The sequence below is a fragment of the Paenibacillus sp. FSL K6-2859 genome, from assembly GCF_038008265.1.
GTDB classification, from domain to species: domain Bacteria; phylum Bacillota; class Bacilli; order Paenibacillales; family Paenibacillaceae; genus Paenibacillus_AQ; species Paenibacillus_AQ nitricinens.
Genome location: NZ_JBBOYU010000001.1, coordinates 1432015 through 1452395, shown reverse-complemented (window position 1 = coordinate 1452395; position 20381 = coordinate 1432015). Strand labels below are relative to the sequence as shown.

The window sequence follows — 20381 nt, the reverse complement described above, 5'->3', positions numbered from 1 at the left end:
CCCCTTGTCATTACGATATATTAATTACTTCGTTTAAATCTTCGAGCTAACACAAATCCCACAAGGACTAGACTTCCACCTACTAAGTAAATAGGTAGCGCGCTGTCTTCTCCCGTCTTCGGAAGCTGAGTTGGTTTATTGCTGTTATCCCCTGGTTCTTTCACTGTACCTTTCGGTACTTCCTCAACATCAATCTCAATCTCGATTTCTTCTTCATTTCCATTCTCATCTGTCACAATGATCGTGAACTTGTCTTTCCCAATGAAGCCTGGGTCTGGTGTATATACCCACTTGCCATCTTTAGTAATGGTCACCTTACCATGATCAGGCTTATCACCGATACTTGGTAATCCACCTAGTGGAATTTCACCTTCAAGAGGAACTTCTTCAGTAGTAGTCTCCTTCTGTACAGGTGGTGTTGGCTGTGGAACAACAGGTGTATTAGTTGGCACCGACGTGATAGATGGAGTTGCTGTTGGTGTTACAGTTGGTGTTACAGTTGGCGTTACCACCACAGGTGTTGCGGATGGAGTAGCCGTAACGATGACTCCAGGCACTGGCGTCGAAGTCGATACAGGAAACGTTGGATTGTCTGGTGTCAACGTCGGTGTTACTGTCGACACAGGCGTTTCCGTCGGCGTTGGTGTCGATGTCGGTGTCGACGTCGGTGTTGTCGTCGACGTCGGCGTTGGTGTCGACGTCGCTGTTGGTGTCGGCGTCGCTGTTGGTGTCGGCGTCGGTGTTGGTGTCGACGTCGCTGTTGGTGTCGACGTCGGTGTTGTCGTCGGTGTCGACGTCGGTGTTGTCGTCGGTGTCGACGTCGGTGTTGTCGTCGGTGTCGACGTCGGTGTTGTCGTCGGTGTCGACGTCGGTGTTGTCGTCGGCGTCGGTGTTGGTGTCGGCGTCGGTGTTGGTGTCGGCGTTAGTGTTGGTGTCGGTGCAACCGTCGGCACCGGTGTTACTGTCGGAGCGGGTGTTGCTGTTGGTGTTGGAACTTTATTCTTTACCTCAAGACTTATCCCGGTCGTCAAGGCAATAGTCACTTCATGTGGTGTTTGATCAAGAACATAACCCACAGGTGCTGTTTTCTCAATCACTACATATTTCCCACCGGTTAGCTTGGTAAATTCGATTATCCCATTTATATCCGTAGTACCGTCCTTTATCCAGACCTTATCGTTGTCAACAACGCGATATAGATCAAACGTAGCACCACTTAGTAGCTTTGCAGAATTATTAAAGTCTACTTTCGTAATCGTCAGCGGTCCTCTTACACCACTTCCTGTACCAGAACCGCTGGAAAGCTTAACTGTAATTTCCTTGGTACTTTCATTTGTTATTACCTTAATGTTCTTACCATCAAAACTAACCTTATTGGTTACTTTATCATTGTTCTGTGCTGTAATCAGGGAGTCATATTTCAGAATATAAGCCTCCGAAATATCCTTTAGGAAGCTAAGCTCAAAGCTTTCCTTTCCATTGATATCCGCAGTAATCTCCAGCTTATAATCCTTATCTTTGATCAATTCTTGATTGGTTGCTGTTATAGTCCCATCAGCTTTAACAGTCGTTTTATAGACATGAAAAGTATTAGACAGTAGGATCTGATTATCGCTCGGAATATCTGTAATTACCGCTTCTTTTACAAAAGATTGGTTACGGTTGATGTTAACGGTCCAATGTATTTTATTGCCGTCCTGATCGCCGCCTTTATTAACATATTCCCCACCTTGTGGAATGCTAACAGTGGCTTCCAGTTTTGCGGATTCTACTTTCGTGCTGTCATATAATATAGCTGTATTTTTAATTTCATTTGAATCAATCGCTTGATCAGCGAATGTAGTTTTGAAAGTGACGTAGAACGCATAATTAATGGTTTTATTAAATGTCACCTTCAGCTCATTACCATTCAACTTCACATTATAATCAGCGGAATTCACATTAGCTTGAGGAGAGGGATCACCATCCTTCCCATATTCCCATTTATAAACTTTTACAGAATCCTCGTTGACGACTTGGCCAGCCGAAATAGTATCTACCAGTTGAGCTTGGCTTAACGTTTTCTGATTATAGTTGGCACCAATATTCCAAGTGATCTCTTTGGTTACAGCATTGTAGGACCCACTCTTTTTCCCATTGTTTTTAACTTCATCTCTTGGATTAAAGGTTACGGTCACTTCTTTATGCTTTGACTCCTGTACCCCGTTCACCGTTTCTTTCCAATCGAGTGCGCCTTTATTTGAAAATTGTGTTTTGCCCGAAGCCAGCCAATCATAGTTAAAGCTTGTTGTATAGGTAATAGTGTAAGGCTCATTAATTGAACCATCAAAAGTAATCACAAACCCATCGTTCACTGCAGCCGGATTATGATCATTGTAAACAACAGTATGAACGGTAGCAGTTCCACCTTTGGTCGGTTTAACCTTTAATGTGCCCGGGATAAGCGTTAATCCCGCATTGCCAAAAGTATCGGTCACCACTAAATTTTCCATAGTCTTGCTGTCATCATTAATTTGAATAGTCCAATCAATGGTCTTTGTCGCATAATTAACATTGCCATAATTCTTATGAAGAATTTGCTGTTTAATATCACGTTTTACAGTTTCCGATTTTCCATCATAAGTAATCTTGTTCGTAATTTGGGCATCATCATATATACGACCATTTGCTTTTGTCTGATATTCAATTCGATAGGCAGAACTTATATCATTGTTGAATTTCAGATCAAAGCCATTTAACCCCGTTGCAGTTGTTGGCGTTACCGTATATTCGCTTGAAGCAATTTCCGCGCTCTTGATCCCTTTACCCTTGCTGTCAATCGTTACTGGATAGACTTTAACAGAGGTAGGGATTAGATCTTGGGAGTTGTTAAACGTATCCTTTAAAATAGCATTCGCCGCTAAAATTGTTTTCTCATTGTAATTGAAATTAACAGCCCAGGAAAGCGTCTGAGTTGCCGCATCGTATCCAGTGGACTCTTTCGACAGCGGCTTGCCGCGCCCAACTGTAACTGTAGTACTAGCCTTCTTGGATATTCCTCCATCACCCTTTAAGACAGCTTCGTTCGTAAATGCAGTACTATCCACACCCGTACCGGTAATATCCGTTGAGAAGCCAATGCGGTATGCCTTTGTGATTGGGTTGTCTTTAAATTTCAACTTTAATTCTGCCCCAGTTGAATCTGTCACATCATACTTACTGCTATCTATTACATTTCCTTGACTCACTTGTCCATCTATTTTCACATCAAGCTCATAGACCACAATAGATACGGTATTTAAAGACAATCCCAAAGGAAGCTTGTCTGTAACCTCTGCATTGTAAACACTATCCAGAACCTTGTTCACATCAACCGTCCAAGCGATGCTTGTTGGGTTATAATACTGTGGCTTCGGTGAACCGTTTTTTTCTATCGTTGAGCTAACCTTTGGCTTAAAATTAAGCTCAATGGTTTGAGTTCCTCCCTGAATTGGGAATATTATTGTCTGCTTCGCAGAGCCTGTAATCTTTTTGGAGCTCAGTAGCGACCTAACTGTAAAGGTGCCCCCCACTTGATCGTGGGATTCAATATATTTGTTAAATGTGAATACAACTTTATTGGTATTTTTGTCGACTGTATAAGTCCCTACAGGCTCATCGTCAAAAATAAGATTACCATTCAAATCATTATAAAGTTCAAACTGTGTTGGAAGGTCAAACGTAAAGGTAGAACCCTCCTTATACCCATGCCCATCTGAAATTGCCCATGTATAGTTTAATTCCGAATAGGAATCAAGCTGATATACGCTTTCCGTAACCGTATTTGTGTATTTATCATCGGTGTATACTGCAAGCGTAACACTAGTAATGAGATTATCTCCAATCACAGTACCATTCCCACTCGCATATGCCTGCGTATTAAACCCGAAGCCAAAGCTATACGCCCATTGCGTCACAAGTAATAATACTATGAGCCATGCGCTTATTTTCTTTTTTGATAACATTTCGTGATTTCCTCCTTTTTCACCCTTTTATTATACTTTTCACAAGCTCTATCCTTTGGATCCAGTACTCTTATCCTCTATAATGACCTCCTTGATCTTTTCTCCTTCTACTAATCGCCATACTTACATTCATCTATTGTAAATAGTGTATCTATACATAATCTGAACAGAGTCCAGTAGAAGTCTTTTCCATACTTTTTCTTCCAAATAAAAAAACAGGGATATGCGATGTAAACTCGCATATCCCTGTCGTATCTAATGCTTACTCATCTAGATGTTAATAGTAGAGTAATACTACTTAGAAAAAATAAAAAATACATTGTACATTTTATAGACTAGCGTGATCACGTTTGGTGTAAGTTTTACGCTTCTCCAGAAGCTTGTTAAGTGCATCGATATAAGCGCGGGCACTCGCCTCTAGAATATCGGTGCTAAGGCCACGGCCCTGTGCAGCGACTTCACCCTGCGACAGTACTACATGAACCTCACCCTGTGCATCTTTACCACGGGAGACGGATTTAATGGAATAATCTCCAAGGGTAACTTCCTCACCCGTGGCTTTATCAATAGCATTGTAGATGGCATCTACCGAACCATTACCTTCTGCCTCTGCTACAATAGGTTCCGCTTCCGGACCATCGATAATCACCTTGGCGGCTGGAACAGCTTTATTGCCGTAAGTAACGAAAATCGTCTGAAGTCTGAATATTTCTGGCGTATCGATTAGTTTCTCTTCAATCAATGCCAAAATATCTTCATCAGACACTTCTTTTTTCTTATCGGCCAAGTCCTTAAACCTTGAAAAGGCTGTATTAAGCTCAGCTTCGGATAAATCATATCCTAGATCACTTAACTTATCGCGGAAAGCATGGCGTCCAGAGTGCTTACCAAGTACCAGCTTGCTCTCTTTAAGTCCTATGGTCTCCGGTGTCATGATCTCATAAGTGGTTTTCTCTTTCAGCATTCCGTCCTGGTGAATACCCGATTCATGAGCAAATGCATTAGCTCCTACAATCGCCTTATTCCCTGGGACTACCATACCTGTCAACTTGCTGACCAAGCGACTTGTACGAGAAATCTCGGATAACGTTAAAGAAGTTTTTGCGCCAAAAAATTCAGCACGTGTCTCCAGCGCCAATGCAACTTCTTCAATCGCTGTGTTTCCAGCACGTTCACCAATACCGTTAATCGTTCCTTCAATCTGATCTGCACCATTCTGAATCGCGGCTAGCGTATTGGCCGTAGCCATGCCAAGGTCGTTATGACAATGAGCACTAAGCTGTACACGTTCAATATCAGGCACATTTTCTTTTAAGTATTTAAAAATAGCTCCATATTCAGAAGGATTCAGATAACCTACAGTATCCGGGATATTAACAACATTAGCGCCTTCTCGGATAGCCATTCCGACCATTTCAGCCATGAAATCATACTCTGTACGACCTGCGTCTTCTAACGAAAACTCAAGTTTAGGGAAATATTTCTTGGCATATCGGATAGCAGATTGTGCAGTTTCCAGCACCTGAGCTTTATCCATCCGTAGCTTATGCTGGCGGTGAATAGGAGATGTGGCTAGAAAAATATGAATGCAAGGGTCCTGTGCCCCCTGCAATGCTTCTTTTACTGCATCAATATCTGTCTCTCTAGAACGAGAAAGACCGATTACGGTGACGTTCTTTACTGCTCTTGCAACTGCATTTACCGAAGCCAGGTCACCTGGTGAAGCAGCAGGAAAGCCCGCTTCCATGCGGTCAATCCCCAGCTTTTCCAGCTGGTAGGCGATCTCTACTTTTTCACGCGTGTTAAGGTTCACACCCGGCGACTGCTCTCCGTCTCGCAGCGTCGTATCGAACACATAAATTTTCCGCATGCAAAGCACCTCCCAAAGATTGTGCTAAAACCCTCAAATGCGGCTCGCATAGTCACGGCCGCATTTGAAGGTCACACTATTTAATCATAAGTATATATGATTACTTCTTAATCCAGTGCATCATTTCACGCAATTGGCTACCTACAACTTCAACTGGGTGAGCAGCTTCGTTGCGACGAGTAGCTGTAAGGAAAGCACGTCCGGATTGGTTCTCAAGGATGAAGTCGCGAGCGAATTTACCTTCTTGGATATCCGTCAGTACAGCTTTCATTGCTTTTTTAGTATCTTCAGTTACAATGCGAGGACCAGTTACATAGTCACCGTATTCAGCAGTGTTACTGATGGAATCACGCATGCTGGACAATCCGCCTTCATATACCATGTCAACGATCAGCTTCAGTTCATGCAGACATTCGAAGTAAGCCATTTCAGGAGCATAACCTGCTTCAGTCAATGTTTCGAATCCAGCTTTGATCAGTGCAGATACGCCACCGCAAAGTACAGCTTGCTCACCGAACAAGTCAGTTTCGGTTTCTTCACGGAAAGAAGTTTCGATAACCCCTGCACGTGTACAGCCGATACCTTTTGCATAAGCAAGACCGATTTCTTTAGCTTTTCCAGTTGCATCTTGTTCGATAGCAATCAAGCCAGGAACGCCAAAGCCTTCAACATAAGTACGACGAACCATGTGACCTGGAGATTTTGGTGCTACGAGCAGCACGTCCGCATCTTTAGGAGCAACGATTTGTCCAAAGTGTACGTTAAAGCCGTGGGAGAACATCAAAGCTGCGCCTTTTTTAAGGTTTGGTTCCACTTCATTTTTATATACGGATGCTTGAGTTTCGTCTGGCATTAAGATTTGCACAACATCTGCACGGGATACTGCTTCAGCTACTGGCAATACTTCAAAACCGTCATTTTTTGCAGTTTCGAAAGATTTACCTTCACGAAGACCGATGACAACTTGAAGACCACTGTCACGAAGATTCTGTGCTTGGGCATGTCCTTGGCTACCGTACCCGATTACCGCAATTGTCTTTCCTTTTAATACACTAAGTTCTGCATCCTGTTCATAGTACGTTGTAACTGCCATTGTCAATATCCTCCTTTAATTTGAGACCCATCATAAAGAGCGGGTGCTTCAAGAGAACTGGATTCATACCTTATCAAGCTCCTCTTCAAGCTCCCGCTCTTTAGCGGGAAGTTCATTCATATCATATCAGATTAATGCAATCAAGCAGTAATCCATTAAAGTCGTAAAATATAATACTTAAGAGTTACCACGTACCATAGCCGTAACACCTGTGCGAGAAAGCTCTCTAATTCCATAAGGTTTCAAAAGCTCGATCATTGCATCAATTTTCTGTGTCTCCCCAACTACTTGCACCAGTATAGTGGTGCTGCCGATATCAACCACTGAAGCACGGAAAGTCTCAACTACACCCAAAATTTCCGGACGCTCACTTGGATCAGCATTCACTTTAATGAGAGCGAGCTCGCGTGCAACCATTGGCTTAGCTCCAAGATCAACAACTTTGATAACATCAATTAGCTTATAGAGCTGCTTCTCAATTTGTTCAAGGGTATGCTGGTCGCCAAGAGTAACGATAACCATCCGGGATAATCCAACCTCTTCGGACTGACCTACTGTAATACTCTCAATATTAAATCCGCGGCGACCGAACAAGCCTGACACCCGCTGAAGCACACCTGGCTGGTCATTTACGAGTACAGAAATCGTATGTCTTGTCACTGTTATTCATCCCCCATCAGCATATGATCGATGGTTGAACCTTGAGTTACCATCGGGTAGACATTCTCGTCTTTTGGAACAACGAATTCTACCAATACTGGACCCGGTGTTTCCAGAGCTTTCTGCCATGCATCACGTGCTTCTTCCTTATTCGTCGCACGTAGACCTTTCACACCATAGGCCTCAGCAAGCTTAACGAAATCCGGACTACCTGCAAGGTCTGTATAGCTATAACGTTTGTCATAGATAAGATTCTGCCATTGGCGAACCATTCCAAGCACTTGGTTATTAATAACAACGATTTTGACAGGTATATTGTTAATCGCACAAATCGCCAGCTCTTGGGAACACATTTGCATACCGCCATCTCCGTTAATCGATACTACCAACCGTTCAGGATGTGCCATTTGCGCACCGATAGCTGATGGGAATCCGAAGCCCATCGTTCCAAGACCACCTGAAGTAATCCATGAGCGCGGATGATTGAACTTGTAATATTGTGCTGCCCACATTTGATGCTGGCCAACGTCCGTAGTAACAATCGCTTCCCCATTAGTGGTGTCATTAATCATTTCAATAACCCATTGTGGTTTAAGCTCGGTCTCCGAATCTTTATACCGAAGTGGCTGATCAAGCTTTGACTGCGCGATATGCGTTCTCCAAGCATCAGCCTTAGATGCACGCCCAACCTCAGGAATCAGCATTTCCAGTACAGTTTTCACATCTCCTACAATCGGAATATCAGGTGATACATTCTTTCCGATTTCTGCAGGGTCGATATCGATATGCACGATCTTGGCTTTTGGCGCGAAGCCGTCCAGCCTACCCGTAACACGGTCATCAAAGCGAGCACCAATATTAATGAGCAAATCGCATTGCTGAATTGCATTATTTGCGGTATATGTGCCATGCATCCCTGGCATTCCCATCCAAAGCTCTTCAGCACTTGGGAAGGCTCCGAGTCCCAGCAAGGTTGTAGTTATTGGAATCTCTGTCCGTTTCACGAATTCGAACATAGCCTCATGTGCTCCGGAGTAGATAACTCCACCACCTGCAATGATAATCGGACGTTCAGCAACCTCAATCGCACGAACCAGTTTATCAAGCTGCAGTTTGTTTGGAACTGTACAAGGGTTGTAGCCACGAAGATTTACGGTCTTCACTGGTGTGAACAATGTCTTTGCAGCCGACACATCTTTCGGTATATCAATCAATACTGGACCTTTACGACCGGTATTCGCCACATGGAAAGCTTCATGTATGACGCGAGGGAGATCCTCAACATCTCTTACAAAGTAGCTGTGCTTAGTGATGGGCATCGTGATTCCGGTAATGTCTGCTTCCTGGAAAGCATCTGTACCGATCAGGCTTGAGAAAACATTACCTGTGATTACGACCAATGGAGTAGAGTCCATATATGCTGTAGCAATACCTGTTACAAGGTTTGTTGCGCCAGGACCCGAGGTTGCGATACATACCCCTGGTTTGCCACTTGCTCTAGCGTAACCGTCAGCTGCATGAATCGCACCTTGCTCATGACGTGTTAACACGTGATTGAAATCCGTAAAACCGTACAATGCATCATAGATGTACAAAACAGCTCCACCTGGATATCCGAATACTGTGTCTACACCCTCCAATACAAGGCTGCGGAGTAGTATTTCCGAACCGGTAATAACTTCCGGCTCCATCCATTTTTCTTTTAGCTGCTCTGTAGACCGTAATTCCGGTATTTGCGCGCTCATCAGTATTCCTCCTCCGATATTTAACATTCATTATGCAAATGACGGACCGTCCTCTATACATCAGCAAATAGTTATTTATAAAACAAAAAAACCTTCCGCCTCCCACGCACAGTATTAGCGCGTGAGGGACGAAAGGTTGATCTTCCGTGGTACCACCCATGTTTGCATTACATCTCGCGATGCAACGCCTTATCAGGTATACAAAAATCCATCGATGTAGGCAAGGGCCCTAATCTCTGTAACCTGAAGTCCGTAACGCGGACTAAACGATTCCCCCTAATAATTCCACCACTCTAGCCAGTGAACCTTTCAGGGAAACAGCTCCGAGGTGAGCTCGTATATAAGGGATTCCGGTGGAGGTTGCAGCAAATCCTCACACTCTCTGAGCAAAAGAGCCCTTAAAACTTCGTCCTCATCATTGCCGATACATGTATGTTCGTTAAAATGTTTAGACACATTATATGATTCCTAACACGGATAGTCAATACCCATATTTTTAAAATTGTCACAACTCCTGCTTCTACCCTCTCGGAACGCCTGCCCTTCTCCCAACATATGATGTACGACAATGCGTGGAAAGGGGACGCTCTATGATTCGTTATCGTCGACCGAAGCAGGATGACGTTGTTATTTTTGATTTAATCGAGCGACAGCTCGTTCCATTATCTCATCTGCCGCAAACTGAAATCACTAAAATCAAAAAGGATTTGCCCCGTCGTCTGGGACACGGAATCACCCTTGTCACCTGTCCCGACTATGAAAGCGATCCAAACGGGTTTGTCCATTTTTTGTTACATGGTGATTTACTCTACATCGATATGCTAGCCATTGCACCAGATGCTCGGCGAAAACACTTGGGAAATATGCTCATGGATCGAGCAGAAAGATTTGCACTTTCTCGCGGTTGTCATCGTTCTAAGGTATCCGTCGACCTAGGGAATGCAGCAGCGCTAGCCTTTTATCGAAAATTGGGCTACAGCGTAGCCCGTTATCAATCGCTAAGTTTTTGTTACGAGCTTGAGAAACGATTCTCCTAGCCAAAGCAGCACTTATCGGAACTTAAAAAAATCCAAAAGGTGGATATGGTGTGCCTCCGTACCCATAACCTCCATAAGGAGTTCCATATCCGTAACCGCCACCATAAGGTGTAGCTCCGCCATAGCCACCGCCATAACCTCCACCATAAGCATAAGGGGCAGTACCAACGGCGAGCAAATCAAACAACACTAATGGAATGATTGCTTTGGTTTGTACTTTTTTACCACTTACACGTTGCAAAATAAGACGATTTCCTGATACACGAAGCAGTTTTCCTGTAACCTGTGTGCCATCTTTTTTCACAGCGATGATCTGTTTGCCAATGAGCCTCATAACCTGCTTTTTCGTAACTGGTTTAGTCATAATATCCCCTCCAAAAAGTTTTGCAAACCTCTGATTTCCACCATCTTCAAAACAGTTTATTCGCACAAAAGAACCTTCGCCTGTACACTTGCCCTCTCCTCTTATGTTTATCCATATCGACCCTAACCAAAAAAGCCGCATTTCCGGAAAAAGTCCGGAAATGCGGCTTCGTAATGATATAAGTAAAAAATCGAAAAGATCTAGCGTTTACCAGGATCGTAAGGCTGACCTAATGCCTTAGGAGCAGCGGAACGACCTACAGCAGCTACAAGCACAATGACTGTCAATACATAAGGGATCATAAAGATGAACTCTTGTGGGATATCTTTTGACCACTCAAACAATTGAACATAGTTACGAATCGCTTGGGAGAATCCGAAGAATACCGCAGCACCAAAGGCACCGAGCGGATTCCATTTACCAAAGATCATCGCTGCAATCGCGATAAAACCTTGACCAGAAATCGTATTATGGCCAAAAGTTCCGGTTGTAGTTAGAGTGATTGTAGCGCCACCGATACCAGCCATCAATCCACTAAGCATTACACCGATATATCTCATCCGGTTAACCTTGACACCTAGGGTGTCTGCAGCACTAGGATGCTCACCTACTGCACGTAAACGCAGTCCAAATGGCGTTTTAAACAAAACAAAATAAATAACGATAACCAGCACGATGGCTAGATAAGTGGTCGGATAGGAATTGAATATCCCTTCACCGATCACTGGAATCTTGGAGAGTCCAGGAATTGCAACTTTGTTAAATCCATCGATTAGCGGAGTTTCAGCAGATCCATCAAATAGCAGCTTTACCATGTAAAGCGTACTACCTGCGGCTAAAAAGTTAATAACCGTACCACTGATCGTCTGATCTGATTTAAAGGTAATAGATGCAACCGCATGAATCAGTGAACCAAGTACTCCGACGGCCATAGCACATAGTACGCCAATCCAAGGAGCCCAGTCACCCATCCCAGCATCTTGAGCATAATAACCACCTACTGCTGCTGCAAAGGCACCAAACATCATCAAACCTTCAAGTCCAATATTTACGACACCGGAGCGTTCAGAGAAGATGCCGCCAAGTGAGGCAAAAATAAGCGCTGTGGAAAAAACAAGCGTTGTATTAAGCAGTTGACCTAACGTCTGCAGATCCATCTATAACACCTTCTCTTTCTTGCGCTTGAAGTAAAAGGGCTTAAGCACCCAGCGTACAATCCCTTGTGCCGCAATAAAGAATATGATTGAACCTATAACGATACGAATAAGCTCCGGAGGAACATCTGCAGCAAAACTCATTCCCGCAGAACCATAAGTCAACGTACCATAGAGAATCGCAGCTAGAACAACACCAAGTGGATGTGTTAAACCAAGAAGAGCTACTGCGATACCATCAAATCCATATCCTGGTGATGCCGCGAACACAGATTGATAATGGAATACACCCAGTACCTCTCCTGCTCCAGCCAACCCTGCAAACACTCCGCTTATGAACATTGCTTTTACAACGTTACGGCCAACATTCATACCTGCGTACTCGGCAGCATGAGGATTGTAACCAACAGCACGCATTTCATATCCTTGCTTAGTCTTCCATAAGTAGACATAGAAGAATACTGCTGCAGCAAGGGCGATAGCTGTTCCCCAGTGCAGACGTGCATTGTCAAATAACGAATTCAAGAATGTCATGGAAAGAGAAGCTGGAATATCCTCGGAACGATTCTGTCCCGGAAGTAATAGAAATGCTCTTACAATATAATTCGACAAGTATAGAGCAACCCAGTTTAACATGATTGTGGTAATAACTTCATTAATCCCACGTTTAGCCTTCAAATAGCCGGCGATACCAGCCCACAGACCTCCACATAACCCAGCTATAATAACAGCAAGCGGAACTAAGATGAATCCTGGCAAGGCTGCAAATTTAATACCCACCACGGTCGCAGCCGTCATACCAATCATCACTTGTCCATCTGCTCCGATATTAAACATCCCTGAACGAAATGCAAAGGCTACGGCTAAACCAGTGAGCATTAATGGCGTCATTTCGCGCACGGCTTCACCAAAGTTGTATAAGTTACCAAATACACGTGAGAACAGTGCGGAGTAAGCAGTTATCGGATCATAACCACCCATAAGCATAACTATTGCTCCCACAAGAAAACCAAGTACGATGGCGACAAGAGGAACGATATAGCTGTCAGTTGTGAAGATTTTTTTGAACTTATTCAACTGCCTTACCTCCCCGCTTCAAGCTGCCTGCCATCATAAGACCCAGTTCCTGGTCATTCGTATCCTGCGGGAACACTTCACCGACAATTTTGCCTTCATAGATAACAGCAATTCTGTCTGATACATTCATAATCTCGTCCAATTCAAACGAAATGAGCAATACAGCTTTTCCTTGGTCACGCTGTGCAATGAGCTGCTTTTGAACAAACTCGATAGCCCCAACATCTAGACCGCGTGTTGGTTGTGCTGCAATAAGTAATGTCGGATCTTTATCTATTTCCCGAGCAATAATCGCTTTCTGTTGATTTCCGCCGGATAAAGAACGTGCTTTGGTCTGAATTGAAGGTGTACGCACATCAAACTGCTCCACAAGACCTTCAGCATACTTATCAATGACATCATTTTGCATAAAGCCGTTTTTGTTATATGGACTCTTATAGTAAGTTTCCAGAACCATATTCTCACTTACTGAGAAGTCAAGCACCAAACCATGCTTATGACGGTCTTCTGGAATATGAGACACATTCATCTCCGTAATCTTGCGCGGGGATAAATTAGCAATCTCGTTCCCGGACACCTGAATAGAACCAGAATCAATTTTACGCAGACCCGTAATGGCCTGAATCAGTTCACTCTGTCCATTGCCATCTACACCGGCTATTCCGAGAATTTCTCCGGCTTTCACATCAAAGCTAAGACCGTCGAGCACCGAGACACCATCTTTACTCTTACTGTTCACATCCTTCAGCTCGAGTACAGTTTCACCAACCTCAGGGGCCTTCTTAGCTACCTTGAAGGTTACGCCGCGTCCAACCATCTTCTCAGCCAGTTCATTCGGATTAGTATCTGCGGTATTTACGGTATCGATTACTTTTCCTCGTCTAATAATGGTGACCCGATCAGATATTTGCATAATTTCTTTAAGCTTATGCGTAATCAGAATAATCGATTTTCCCTCTGCAACAAGCCGCTTCATAATCGCCATCAATTCCGTAATTTCTTGAGGCGTAAGTACTGCAGTCGGCTCATCAAATATGAGAATATCCGCTCCGCGGTACAGGGTCTTCATAATTTCTACCCTTTGTTGCATACCAACAGAAATGTCATGAATAACGGCATTTGGATTCACTTGCAGGCCATATTGCTCCGATAGCTTCCGAACCTGTTCCGCAGCGGATTTATAGTCAATTTTAAGACCTTTCTTCGGCTCCATCCCAAGAACAATATTCTCGGTAACCGTAAAAGGCTCCACGAGCTTGAAATGCTGATGCACCATACCAATACCAAGCTCGATCGCTTTATTGGGATTATCAATTACAACCGGTTTCCCGTCGATTTCAATACTTCCTTCATCCGGTTGATACAATCCAAAAACGATATTCATTAGGGTTGATTTACCTGCACCATTCTCACCAAGCAGTGCAAGAATCTCACCCTTCTTTAACGTCAAACTAATGGAATCGTTAGCAACAATACCGGGAAATCGTTTTGTGATTTGCTTCAACTCTACGACAGGAGCCGCAGCACTCATGGAATCACCCTCATCACAGAATATATAACTACCATGTAGACACGGATGTACCGCCCTTTTCAAGACGGTATAACTGTGTCTAACTTATCATAACCAGTGCTTTAACAAGGAATAAGGCCAGCACATAACCGGCCTTATTCCTTATTGCTTATTTCTTATTGTGATCCGATAAATAAAAGGGAGATCTTACTCGGTAGGAACTGTAATTGTTCCATCAATGATTTGTTTTTTGAAATCTTCAACTTTAGCCAAAATCTCTTCAGAAACGTTAACTTTAGATGTATCAGAGATACCTACACCATTGTCTTTCAAACCAAGAACAGTTGTAGTACCACCTTTGAAAGTACCATCGATTACTTCTTTGGAAACCTTCTTAACAGCTTCGTCAACGCGTTTGATCATAGAAGTCAAAGTTACGTCTGTACCAAATTCAATGGATTGGTCTTTGTCTACACCGATAACCCATACTTTAGCACCGCCAGCTTTGTTACGGGATTTAGCTTCGTTGAAGACGCCATTTCCTGTTGCACCAGCAGCAGGGAAGATGATGTCATTACCATCGTTATACAATGTAGCTGCAAGGGATTTACCAGTATCCGGTTTGTCGTATGCACCTGCATAAGTAATAGTAACTTTTGCATCAGGTTTAACTGCCGCAACACCAGCTTTGAATCCTACTTCAAAACGTTTGATTACCGGGCTTTCCATACCGCCAATAAAAGCTACTTTGTTAGTTTTTGTAGTCAAACCAGCAACCACACCAACCAAGAAGGAACCTTCATTCTCAGAGAAAGTAACGGATGCTACGTTAGGAGCCTCTACTACGCTATCGATAATTGCCAAGTTAGCGTTGGCGTTCTCACCAGCAACTTTCTTAATTGCGTCGCCAAGATCAAAACCAATACCCCAAGTCAAGTTATAGCCATCCTTAACGAATTGGTTAAGGTTTGGCTCATAGTCAGCATTGGATTTACTTTGCAAATATTTAACGGAAGAACCTGTTTCTTTTTCAAGAGCTTGTAGTGCTTCCCATGCGGATTGGTTAAACGATTTATCGTTTACGCCACCGATGTCAGTAACCATACCAAATTTGAAATCAGATTTTGCGGCATTTGTTCCGCCATTTGTTCCTGCATTCGTCTCGCCATTTGCAGCATTCTTAGCGTTGTTGTTTCCACAACCAGCCAAAACAACTGTTAATGCCAGCATCATTACAAGAGATAGTTTGAAGACTTTTTTCATTGAATGTGATCCCCCTTAAAATATTGGATGTCATCTGTGTTCTACTTGGACATTCCATAGATCAAATTATAACTGCAATAAAATCTAAAATCCAGTCCATAAATGACCTCAGGTCAATAATTATTTGTACTTTTTCGTAAGTAACCGCTTTCCATGACACGACGTGTTATCATCATGTTTGAATGATGTTAGAAAACCTTATTTATCTTTGTATAGTATTCCAACACAATACAAATATTATTGCACACTTATGTGTTTTCTATTATTATGATTGCTTAGTATTTGCATTGAAAGGAAGTTATCAGATATGACCGATGAAAAAAATCCACAAACGATGCCGGCTTTTAAATATTGCCGTGAATCCCGCGTTTTCAAAACCGGACGTGTTTTCCCTAATGATGTTAATAATCACAAGACATTATTTGGCGGCAAGCTCATGAGCGGCATTGACGAAGTAGCCTCCATCTCCGCTATGCGCCATTGCCGTGCCAATGTCGTCACAGCCTCTACAGACTCTGTTGACTTCTTAAGACCCATTCGACCTACAGACTCCGTATGCTTCGAATCCTTTGTTTCTTGGACTGGGCGTACAAGCATAGAGGTATTTGTAAAGATCATTTCAGAAAATTTATACACTGGTGAGCGCGCCGTCGCCGCCACTTCATTTCTCACCTTTGTCGCAGTCGAGGAGGATGGCACTCCAACTCCGGTTCCTGCCATTATCCCAGAGACCGACGAAGAAAAACTGATCAACGAATCAGCAAATGAACGTTCTGAGTTGCGCAAAGTGAGAAGAACCATCAGTAAAAAACTTGCTGCTGAGCTCAATACAATAAAATACTGGGAATAACTCTGCCTAAAGCAGAGTTTTATTCTCATTTTTATTGCGGCAGAGAATTCTCTCGCCATGCTTCACACTTCATACCACACAAAAAAGCACCGCTGCATGGGCAACCCGCAGGCGGTGCTTTTCTATTATGTCACAACACTTACGCGTTGATTTTCTCTTTAGCAATACCAGCCAAGGAGTTGAAAGCGTTAAGATCATTTACAGCCAGATCAGCCAGCATCTTACGGTTAACTTCTACACCAGCCAATTTCAGGCCGTATACAAGTTTGCTGTAAGAAAGACCGTTCAAACGAGCTGCTGCATTAATACGAACGATCCACAGTCTGCGGAAGTTACGTTTAGTTTGACGACGGTCGCGGTAAGCGTAAACCATCGATTTCATTACTTGTTCTTTAGCTGTTTTAAAAATGCGGTGTTTAGAACCGAAATAACCTTTTGCCAATTTCAACACTTTTTTATGTCTACGACGAACTACAAATCCGCCCTTAACTCTTGCCATATTAATAAACCTCCCAAAAATGTGTGATAAACTATTTCAAGTTAGCCAATCCTTGTTTCAAACGTCTTACATCCCCAGGGGCCATTACTGGATTACCGTTCAGAACGCGCTTAGCGCGTTTAGATTTGTGGGACAGCAAGTGGTTTTTGTGAGCTTTGTAACGTGTTACTTTACCAGTTCCGGTAATTTTAAAGCGGCCTTTCAGGCTGCTATGTGTTTTCATCTTAGGCATGGTGTTTCCTCCTTGAATATTATGCGGCGCCAAATTGCAGATAAGCAAGTGACTCCATATTTATTGGGCTTTAGGAGCCAAAATCATAATCATGCTGCGGCCTTCCAGCTTAGGCTGGCGCTCAACAACAGAAATATCAGCCACTTCGTTTTTAACACGCTCGAGGATTTTCTGGCCGATATTCGCATGAGTAATCTCACGTCCGCGGAAACGTACGGAGCACTTCACTTTATCGCCTTCACCCAAGAACTTGATCACATTGCGGAACTTGGTTTGATAATCATGTTCCTCAATGTTAGCACGGAACCAGACTTCCTTGATATCAACGATCTTCTGGTTCTTACGCGCTTCCTTCTCTTTCTTCTGCGTTTCATAACGGAACTTGCCGTAATCCATGATGCGGCATACCGGCGGCTTAGCCTGCGGTGCTACATTGACTAAATCTAGATTAAGATCGATCGCCATTTGCAACGCTTCGCGGATCGGTTTAATTCCGATTTGTTCGCCTTCCGCACCAACCAACCGTACCTCTTTGGCCCGAATTTCATCATTGATCATATGTTCCTTACTGATAACTCTCCACCTCCGGATCTTTTTAACAACTTTACTGCCATACTCCATAAAAAAGGGGTGCCGGTAACACCCGACACCCCGTGTTTGATCAACGTTCATGAACATTAACATTCATAAAGCATTGAGATCAAAACCAGCCGGCGAATATGCCAGTCAGGTGAGAAGCAGGTGCTTCTTCTTGCAATCCCTATGATTTGCGTACTTGAATACTATACACCACTCCAAACGGAGTGTCAATTCTTTTATTCAACATTCTGAAATGTCTTAAACCTGCTTGCTTTGCACTTCTTCAAGTCTTACGACACGCGTATGCTTGGTATGGCTCCACTGCTTGTTGTTCTGCGTGAAGAACGCATAGAACGTAATAGGATACCAAGAGATCAGGTAAATTGGGAAGAACACCAGATAAGCGTACACCTTCTTAAATTTAACCTTCTCCAAAGCCATCGCGATCCCAAAGGTCACCAGATTCAAACCGATCGCAAGGAAACCGAGCCAAACTGGCAAGCTTCCGTAAATATTAGCGATATTCGGGCCGTTAAAGAGAGCCATATCTACCCACATTACCGCCGTCATCAAGAAAGTGAGCAAAACAATGTACACATTTGCTCCGTAAAGAGCAAGGTCAAACTTCGTTAAGCTACGTTCTTTAATACTTTGCCAAAGTAATGGGAAAAAATAACGACGAGCTACAGTGAAGTGTCCTTGCATCCAGCGCAGACGCTGTCTTGAAGAGGCCTTGAAAGTTAGAGGCTTCTCATCAAATACCTTTGCGTCATAGTTGAACTTAGGATATACACCATGTGATGCACTGCGCATCGTAAACTCCAGATCCTCAACCAAGCTTGTAGCTCCCCAGCCCATCTCTTTAAGGAGATTGGTCTCGAAACACATTCCTGTTCCGCCAAGGAAGTTCGCCATATTCAAATTATGGCGTGAAAGTTGCCACAAACGGTTAATATACCAATACGAGACACCATACGCTGCAGTAATCCAGGAATCTTCTGGATTCTTGGTATCAATATAACCTTGAATAACACGCGCTCCTGAACAAAGATCATTATTCATCTCCATTAGGAATTCAGTATGTGCCAGGTTATCGGCATCAAACATTACAACTGCGTCATATTGACGCGGCATGCTCCAAAGCTCCTTGAGCATCCATTCAATGGCATAACCTTTACCACGTAGATTCGGGTTCGTACGGACACAAGCATTCATTCCGTGCTCTCGAACAATACGAGCTGTACCATCTGTACAATTGTCACAAATTACAAATACGTCAAACAGTTCTGAAGGATAGTTAAGCTGCTTCAGGTTCTCCATTAACGCGCCGACGACTTCTTCCTCGTTATGTGCAGCAACAAGTACTGCAAATGTTTTTTCTGGCTTATACTTTGTCTTTGTCTTTTTCTTGTGCAGACCAAATAACGAAAAGGTAAACTGATATACTGCGATTGCTGCCAAAATCACTTGGAGCGTAACAAACAGTGCGTCTGTCATGACCTTTTGATGCCCCCTTTTTTCACTCTCGGTGTTCTTTTTTTTTCTCTCTAGTTTGCTTGACGTTCCTTCTGACCCTTTTGTTGCATCCCTTAACAATAGACCAAGAGTATTCTTATTCTAGGCAGACTTCACAATTTTTATATGTGTTGTTTAAAAGAATTGTATGGATTCCATTATTTCGGATCCTTATTTATCTCTTACCCTTTTAAACATGTTTAGTCCGCTTGAATCATTGTAAGGCGTTAGCGGCTCTAAGTCAAAACTAGCAAATTTCTAGCAAAACTGAGCTTTTCCTTGAAATGGACTACCTTTAAAAAGTATGATTAAGACAGATCTAATGCAAAAGAACGGACTGCTCATAAGCACCTGTTATCGGTAGCCGACTGGCGGAGGGACAAGATATGAGACATTTATTCATGAAGCTACATCTCTGGGAGCGGCACCTTTTTAAGTGGATCAACGGACGAATGCATAATCGTTTTCTGAACTTTTGGCTCTTCTATCTCACTCATTTGGGTGGAGCTACAAGCACAATTGTTATCAACATATTGATATGGGTACTTGCTCCTCAGCCATGGAGAACCGCTAGCCTGCAAGCAATGACGGCTCTAGCTGTTAGCCATTTGCCAGTTGCTGTCGCCAAGAAACTGTATCCACGCATGCGGCCTTATCTGGCGTTACCGGATACGAACACATTTCGTAATCCATTAAAGGATCATTCTTTTCCTTCTGGTCATACTACAGCTATCTTTGCTTCAACGGTCCCATATATGGTAGCATTTCCTGCCTTGACCGTTATTCTGCTGCCACTGGCCTGTATTGTCGGGTTTTCACGCATTTATCTGGGATTACATTATCCATCCGATGTCTTTGCAGGCTTAGTGATCGGAACCAGTGTTGCAGCGGGCACCATAGCCTTATGGATCTGAAGTATATATGGTTAAACCGGGAAAACCTTTGAGAAT

General features: G+C 43.3%; 17 protein-coding genes. 3 read left to right on the top strand and 14 right to left on the bottom strand.

The genetic code is table 11. From position 1 onward, the window contains the following. Window positions 1–20: 20 nt before the first annotated feature. The 5 genes from MHB64_RS06490 to ilvB form a co-directional block, all read right to left on the bottom strand. Complete coding sequence (locus MHB64_RS06490; protein ID WP_341133979.1) at window positions 21–3983, bottom strand: collagen binding domain-containing protein; 3963 nt, start codon at window positions 3981–3983, stop codon at window positions 21–23. Window positions 3984–4311: 328 nt separating this feature from the next. Continuing rightward, window positions 4312–5853: a 2-isopropylmalate synthase gene (locus MHB64_RS06485; protein ID WP_341133978.1), complete on the bottom strand. Its 1542-nt coding sequence runs from the start codon at window positions 5851–5853 to the stop codon at window positions 4312–4314. Window positions 5854–5953: 100 nt separating this feature from the next. Then, entirely contained in the window at window positions 5954–6946 is a 993-nt protein-coding gene (ilvC, locus tag MHB64_RS06480; protein WP_036679485.1) for a ketol-acid reductoisomerase, read from the bottom strand. A gap of 177 nt (window positions 6947–7123) precedes the next feature. After that, complete coding sequence (gene ilvN, locus MHB64_RS06475) at window positions 7124–7612, bottom strand: acetolactate synthase small subunit (RefSeq protein ID WP_170880323.1); 489 nt, start codon at window positions 7610–7612, stop codon at window positions 7124–7126. Continuing rightward, complete coding sequence (gene ilvB / locus MHB64_RS06470) at window positions 7609–9351, bottom strand: biosynthetic-type acetolactate synthase large subunit (RefSeq protein WP_042125091.1); 1743 nt, start codon at window positions 9349–9351, stop codon at window positions 7609–7611. Before ilvB ends, ilvN begins: the two co-directional genes overlap by 4 nt. A 590-nt stretch (window positions 9352–9941) precedes the next feature. Between ilvB and MHB64_RS06465 the strand changes: the two genes are divergently transcribed. Further along, window positions 9942–10388, top strand: a complete 447-nt coding sequence (locus tag MHB64_RS06465) for a GNAT family N-acetyltransferase (RefSeq protein WP_042125089.1) — start codon at window positions 9942–9944, stop codon at window positions 10386–10388. A gap of 22 nt (window positions 10389–10410) precedes the next feature. Here the strand turns inward: MHB64_RS06465 and MHB64_RS06460 are convergent, their stop codons facing one another. The 5 genes from MHB64_RS06460 to MHB64_RS06440 all read right to left on the bottom strand — a co-directional run bounded on the left by MHB64_RS06460 (window position 10411) and on the right by MHB64_RS06440 (window position 15756). Beyond that, window positions 10411–10752, bottom strand: coding sequence for a hypothetical protein (locus MHB64_RS06460; protein WP_094869941.1), 342 nt, complete (start codon window positions 10750–10752; stop codon window positions 10411–10413). Between the two features lie 200 nt (window positions 10753–10952). Next, entirely contained in the window at window positions 10953–11909 is a 957-nt protein-coding gene (locus tag MHB64_RS06455) for an ABC transporter permease (RefSeq protein WP_094869940.1), read from the bottom strand. Next, a complete protein-coding gene (locus MHB64_RS06450) occupies window positions 11910–12983 on the bottom strand; it encodes an ABC transporter permease (RefSeq protein ID WP_042125082.1) in 1074 nt (357 codons plus the stop codon). Continuing rightward, window positions 12976–14514 (bottom strand): ABC transporter ATP-binding protein, encoded by a 1539-nt coding sequence (locus MHB64_RS06445; protein WP_094869939.1) that lies wholly within the window; start codon window positions 14512–14514, stop codon window positions 12976–12978. The genes MHB64_RS06450 and MHB64_RS06445 overlap by 8 nt, the downstream gene beginning before the upstream one ends. Before the next feature lie 186 nt (window positions 14515–14700). Beyond that, window positions 14701–15756, bottom strand: a complete 1056-nt coding sequence (locus MHB64_RS06440) for a BMP family lipoprotein (protein WP_094869938.1) — start codon at window positions 15754–15756, stop codon at window positions 14701–14703. Window positions 15757–16063: 307 nt separating this feature from the next. Between MHB64_RS06440 and MHB64_RS06435 the strand changes: the two genes are divergently transcribed. After that, window positions 16064–16606, top strand: coding sequence for an acyl-CoA thioesterase (locus MHB64_RS06435; protein WP_256989794.1), 543 nt, complete (start codon window positions 16064–16066; stop codon window positions 16604–16606). Between the two features lie 139 nt (window positions 16607–16745). Here MHB64_RS06435 and rplT read toward each other — a convergent pair whose 3' ends face one another. The 4 genes from rplT to MHB64_RS06415 all read right to left on the bottom strand — a co-directional run bounded on the left by rplT (window position 16746) and on the right by MHB64_RS06415 (window position 19413). Then, window positions 16746–17105: a 50S ribosomal protein L20 gene (gene rplT / locus MHB64_RS06430; protein WP_042125073.1), complete on the bottom strand. Its 360-nt coding sequence runs from the start codon at window positions 17103–17105 to the stop codon at window positions 16746–16748. Between the two features lie 31 nt (window positions 17106–17136). After that, window positions 17137–17337 carry a 50S ribosomal protein L35 gene (rpmI, locus tag MHB64_RS06425; protein ID WP_036679507.1) on the bottom strand — a complete coding sequence of 67 codons (201 nt, stop codon included), beginning with the start codon at window positions 17335–17337 and terminating at the stop codon, window positions 17137–17139. Between the two features lie 60 nt (window positions 17338–17397). Beyond that, a complete protein-coding gene (gene infC, locus MHB64_RS06420; RefSeq protein WP_042125071.1) occupies window positions 17398–17895 on the bottom strand; it encodes a translation initiation factor IF-3 in 498 nt (165 codons plus the stop codon). A gap of 279 nt (window positions 17896–18174) precedes the next feature. After that, window positions 18175–19413 carry a glycosyltransferase family 2 protein gene (locus MHB64_RS06415; protein ID WP_094869936.1) on the bottom strand — a complete coding sequence of 413 codons (1239 nt, stop codon included), beginning with the start codon at window positions 19411–19413 and terminating at the stop codon, window positions 18175–18177. Between the two features lie 404 nt (window positions 19414–19817). Here MHB64_RS06415 and MHB64_RS06410 point away from each other — a divergent pair, with 404 nt between their 5' ends. Then, window positions 19818–20345, top strand: a complete 528-nt coding sequence (locus MHB64_RS06410; RefSeq protein WP_094869935.1) for a phosphatase PAP2 family protein — start codon at window positions 19818–19820, stop codon at window positions 20343–20345. Window positions 20346–20381: the final 36 nt, after the last annotated feature.